A 4764-nucleotide genomic window follows, 5' to 3' on the forward strand; every position below is an offset into this window, starting at 1 on the left:
TAACTCAATAAATATATACAAGGGGTTCTATTTTGAAAAAACAATAAAACAGCTAATCAAACCAGTAAAATGGTTAGTTTTGCTATGTCTTAAATTTATTTAGGACAGGATTGGTTTAGAGCCATCAATTAAGATTTTAAGGTAAGGATTGATGAGTAAAACGAATCATAACCTTACCGTTGGTAGCCATTTGACACAACAGCCAGAGCAATTTAATAACCATCCGATTTACGGAATCTCAAAAAAGAAAAATAAAATTGTAAATTGTCTCTGAGAAAGAGAAGAATGAAAGCCAGCAGGTCTAAAGTGGATAATCCACGAACTAAACTATAATGACCTTAATCTTATAGAGTTTAGAATTTTAATTGTTAAAAACAAATAATATGAAAAATGTATTTTTTGCACTAGCTTTTATGCTAGTAGGAACGTTTGCTTTTGCAAACAATGTTGAGGAATTAAAAACAGTAAACCTTGAAGAAGCAGTTCAGTTAATTGAAAGTTCTTCAAGTTATGAATTAGTCGAAAAAGAATCCTTAGTTGATTGTTTGTTAACAATTACATTTATTTTTGAGGATGGAAGTTCAACAACAAGAACAGTCCTTGTAAGAGGTGTAAGCTGTGCTGAAATTCTTTAGTAAAGTATTAAACAAGACCTCTTTTCAATAAGCTATTGAAAAGAGGTCTTTAATTTTTTAAAAAATGAAGAAATTAATTTATCTATTATTATTCTGCCCATTAGTGAGTTTATCTCAATCATATATTATTGAGTATGATGTTTCCCTAAACGTTTTAAAAAGAAGTGGTTATTTAATTGTTAACAATACAGAAGAATCATTTTATTATGAAACAATGATTGAAGAAAAAAATGAAAGTAAAAAAAAGGATGAAGATGAGACTGTTAATAAGACATTCTTTTTAGGAAAAAGCAAAAACCGCAAAAGATACCAATTGTATAGAACCCGAAAAGACACTTTATTTAATGTAGATTATCTAGAAGATGAAAAGATAATAAATTTTGAGAAGTTCCCTAAAATGGATTGGCAAATTGAAAGCGAGACTAAAAAAATAGAAGACTATGTCTGCAATAAAGCCACTACCTTTTTTAGAGGTCGAAATTATACAGCTTGGTATTCAACAGATATACCAATTAAATTAGGTCCATGGAAGTTTAACGGTTTACCAGGTGCTATCGTACAAATATATGATGCGACTGGTTCATTTTCTTGGTCAATTACAAAAATTAAACAAGTTAATAATGAAGAAAAGTTAGTATTAAACAATGATTTAAAAATAATTTCTCTAAGAGAATTTGTTGAAAAAAATGAAAAATCTAAAAACTCAAAAACCGATAGAATGATGTTAAAGTTTTTTGATAGAGGAGCAGAAGTGGTTAAAAGTGAATATAACAGAGGAAGAGAAAAAACATTTGAATGGGAAGAAGAAATAAAAGAAGATTAAACTTTCGTTTTAAAATATTTGTTTTTTTATTGCTTCAAAATCTATTGTGTTTTTCTCAAACTATTATTTCAGGTTCTGTTAGTGATAGTTATGATAATTTGTATTCTGTAAATATTATTTTAAAAGACAGCTTATCTAAATCTATTATTACCTACACCTATTCTGATGAAAATGGTAATTATGAATTAAAAACTAATAAATTGGGGAAATTCAACTTAGTTTTTACTTCTCTTGGTTATGAAAGTCAAACAATTTCTGTTGTTGTTACTAAAGAGCAAAAAGAAATCAAAACTGATGTTGTTTTAAAGGACAAACCAATGGACTTGGATGAAGTGATTATAAAAGCAGATTTGCCAATGACCATAAAAGAAGATACTATTTCTTTTAAAACAAAATTTTATAAGAGAGGTAACGAGCAGACTGTTGAGGATTTATTAAAAACCATTCCCGGTATTAATATAAACGCTGACGGTACAATAAAAGTAGGCAATCAAGAAATTGAAAAACTTATGGTAGATGGCGATGACCTTTTTGAAAGAGGTTACAAAATCTTGTCTAAAAATATGCCAGCTTATCCCATTGAAGAAGTTGAATTGCTTAAAAACTATTCTAACAATCGTTTATTAAAAGGTGTTGAAGAAAGCAATAAAGTGGCCCTAAACTTGAAACTCGATGAAGATTCTAAACGCATTTGGTTTGGGAATATCGAGACAAGTATTGGGAACGATAGTTTTTATCAATTAAAGGGTAATTTGATGAATTTTGGCAAGAAAAATAAATATTACTTTTTAACTAATCTTAATTCAATAGGATATAATGCCACAGGAGATATTGAAAACATAATTCGTCCATTTCGTATGAACGAGCCAGGAAGTATTGGAGATAATCAAAGTGTAAATACTTTATTAAAATTATCGTCTAATAACCTCAATTTCAAAGAAAGTAGAACTAACTTTAATAATGCAGAGTTAGTGTCGGTAAACACTATTTTCAATCCAACAGAAAAAATAAAAATTAAAACGCTCGGCTTTTTTAATTGGGATGAAATTGATTTTTTTAGAAATTCTACAGATTTTGTAGATGTGGACGGTACCAATTTTATGAATATAGAAGATTATCAATTACAAAATAGTAAGCGTATAGCATTTGGTAAATTAGATTTAATTTACAATATCTCTAAAACAAAAATGTTAGAAGCCACAACTAAATACAATAATAGCGATTTTAACGACTCTTCAAATTTAGTATTTAATGGTAATTCTACGATAGAAAATTTACAACATCAAAACACACTTTTCGACCAAAAAATAAGCTACACTAACAAGTTTAAAGACAAAAAGGTATTCTTGCTAACAGGACGTTTTATCGATGAAAAAACACCGCAGAACTACACTGTAAATCAATTCTTCTTTCAAGATTTATTTCCTACAACTTCTAATGTTAATAAGGTAAATCAGCAAAGCACCAACCAAATGCAATTTGCTGGCATTAATGCACATTTATTACACCAAAAGGATAATAGACATTTAATGGAATTGCAATTAGGTAATGAATTTAGAAAAGATAAGTTACATAGTACATTTTCACTTTTAGAAAATAATACGATTTTAGAACAACCAAACGATTATCAAAACGAAACCAATTATCAAGTCAACGACTTGTACCTTAAAGGCAAGTACAGGTTAAAAGTTAAAGATTTTGGTATTGTAGGTAAACTAGATGTTCATCAACTTTTTAACCGTTTACAAAACAATAAGGTAAGTAGTACTCAAAATCCCTTTTTTATTAATCCAAGTTTAGGTTTTGATTGGAAAATAAATGAAAAGAATAAAATTACTTCTTCCTATTCTTACAACACAACAAATGCAAAGGTTTTAGATGTATTTAGTGATTTTGTTTTAACTGGTTTTCGTTCCTTTTCAAAAGGTACAGGTGATTTTAATCAATTAGATGCTTCAAATATAGTTTTTAACTATCAATTAGGTAATTGGAGCGACCGCTTTTTTGCAAATACTTTTATTATATACAGTAAAAATCACGACTTCTTTTCAACAAATACAAGCATACAACAAAATTTTACTCAAGCAGAAAAAATATTGATTAAAGGCCGTGAGTTTTTAAGTGTAAATTCAAAATCAGACTATTACTTTAAGTTTATTTCATCAAACTTAAAAGTAGATTTAGGCTATACAAAAAGTGAGTTTAAAAATATTGTAAACAATTCTAATTTAAGGTTAGTAACGTCTAATAATTACGATTATGGTTTAGAACTTCGTTCAGGTTTTAAAGGTGTTTTTAATTACCATATGGGCACAAAATGGACAACCACAGAAATAGAAACCACCATAAATAATTCTTTTACCGACAACGTTAGTTTTTTAGATTTATCATTTATTTTTAATAATAAACTTGATTTCCAATTACAATCCGAACGTTACTATTTTGGGAATTTACAAGCCGATAACACGTATTATTTTTTGGACTTTGACGCACATTATAAACTCATTGAAAATGAATTAACTATAGGTATTACTGGTAAAAACCTTTTCAATACCGAAAGATTTAGGAATTTTTCAATCAGCGATATTGGAACTTCAACGACCGAATATAGACTTTTGCCAAGATTTATATTATTGAAAATGGAGTACAGGTTTTAACATTGGAACTGAATAGAAAACGGCTACCAACAAAGGAGTATATAAAAAATAAAGACGCAGTCGATAGTCTACAATTTCGGCATAAATTTAATATTAACCACAACTCGTAAAGTATTGTTTTTTAAAACTTTACTTTTCATATATCAAACGTTGTGCCCAATTTGAAAAATGAACATATCTGATAGATTTATAGGCTGTATTTTAGGAGGAGCAATTGGAGATGCTTATGGAAGTGCCTATGAAAATATTGCTCAAGAAAATAATTCTGACACTACATATTATCCATTTGGAAAACCTGAAATAAAAACACCCGAATGGAGAATAACCGATGACACACAACTAACTATTGCAACTTGCAAAACAATTTATGAAAATGAAATATTAGATGCTAAATTCTTTGCTCAAAAATATTTGGACTTTTATAAAGCAAGAAAAATTACAGGAATTGGAGCAAGCACATTAAAGGCATTGCAGGAATTAGAAGTTGGTGGACATTGGAATTTAGTTGGCAGAAAAGGAGAATATGCTGCTGGAAATGGAGCTGCAATGAGAATTGCACCTTTAGGTTTTGAACCAATCCTGTCCTAAATAAATTTAAGACATAGCAAACCTAACCATTTTACTGGTTTGATTAGCTGTTTTATTGTTT

Annotated in this window: 4 protein-coding genes; all 4 read left to right on the forward strand. The window is 28.8% G+C overall.

What is annotated here, in order from left to right; all coding sequences use genetic code 11:
- Positions 1 to 383 precede the first annotated feature (383 nt).
- The 4 genes from Q0838_RS14025 to Q0838_RS14040 all read left to right on the forward strand — a co-directional run bounded on the left by Q0838_RS14025 (position 384) and on the right by Q0838_RS14040 (position 4703).
- Positions 384 to 635 carry a hypothetical protein gene (locus tag Q0838_RS14025; RefSeq protein ID WP_298956500.1) on the forward strand — a complete coding sequence of 84 codons (252 nt, stop codon included), beginning with the start codon at positions 384 to 386 and terminating at the stop codon, positions 633 to 635.
- A 64-nt stretch (positions 636 to 699) separates the two neighbouring features.
- On the forward strand, positions 700 to 1458 hold the full coding sequence (locus Q0838_RS14030) for a GLPGLI family protein (RefSeq protein WP_298956502.1): 759 nt from the start codon (positions 700 to 702) through the stop codon (positions 1456 to 1458).
- The gene (locus Q0838_RS14035) at positions 1431 to 4115 is read left to right on the forward strand and encodes a carboxypeptidase-like regulatory domain-containing protein (protein ID WP_298956503.1); all 2685 of its coding nucleotides are present in this window, start codon (positions 1431 to 1433) and stop codon (positions 4113 to 4115) included. Before Q0838_RS14030 ends, Q0838_RS14035 begins: the two co-directional genes overlap by 28 nt.
- 168 nt (positions 4116 to 4283) lie before the next feature.
- Complete coding sequence (locus Q0838_RS14040; RefSeq protein WP_298956504.1) at positions 4284 to 4703, forward strand: ADP-ribosylglycohydrolase family protein; 420 nt, start codon at positions 4284 to 4286, stop codon at positions 4701 to 4703.
- The last annotated feature ends 61 nt before the right edge of the window (positions 4704 to 4764 follow it).

The organism is uncultured Nonlabens sp., from assembly GCF_947495285.1.
Taxonomy (GTDB): domain Bacteria; phylum Bacteroidota; class Bacteroidia; order Flavobacteriales; family Flavobacteriaceae; genus Nonlabens.

Bases quoted from the DNA above. Each gene is read 5' to 3' on its own strand.
- Q0838_RS14030 (WP_298956502.1), top strand. From the start codon at position 700: ATGAAGAAATTAATTTATCTATTATTATTCTGCCCATTAGTGAGTTTA.
- Q0838_RS14035 (WP_298956503.1), top strand. From the start codon at position 1,431: ATGGGAAGAAGAAATAAAAGAAGATTAAACTTTCGTTTTAAAATATTT.
- Q0838_RS14025 (WP_298956500.1), top strand. From the start codon at position 384: ATGAAAAATGTATTTTTTGCACTAGCTTTTATGCTAGTAGGAACGTTT.
- Q0838_RS14040 (WP_298956504.1), top strand. From the start codon at position 4,284: ATGAACATATCTGATAGATTTATAGGCTGTATTTTAGGAGGAGCAATT.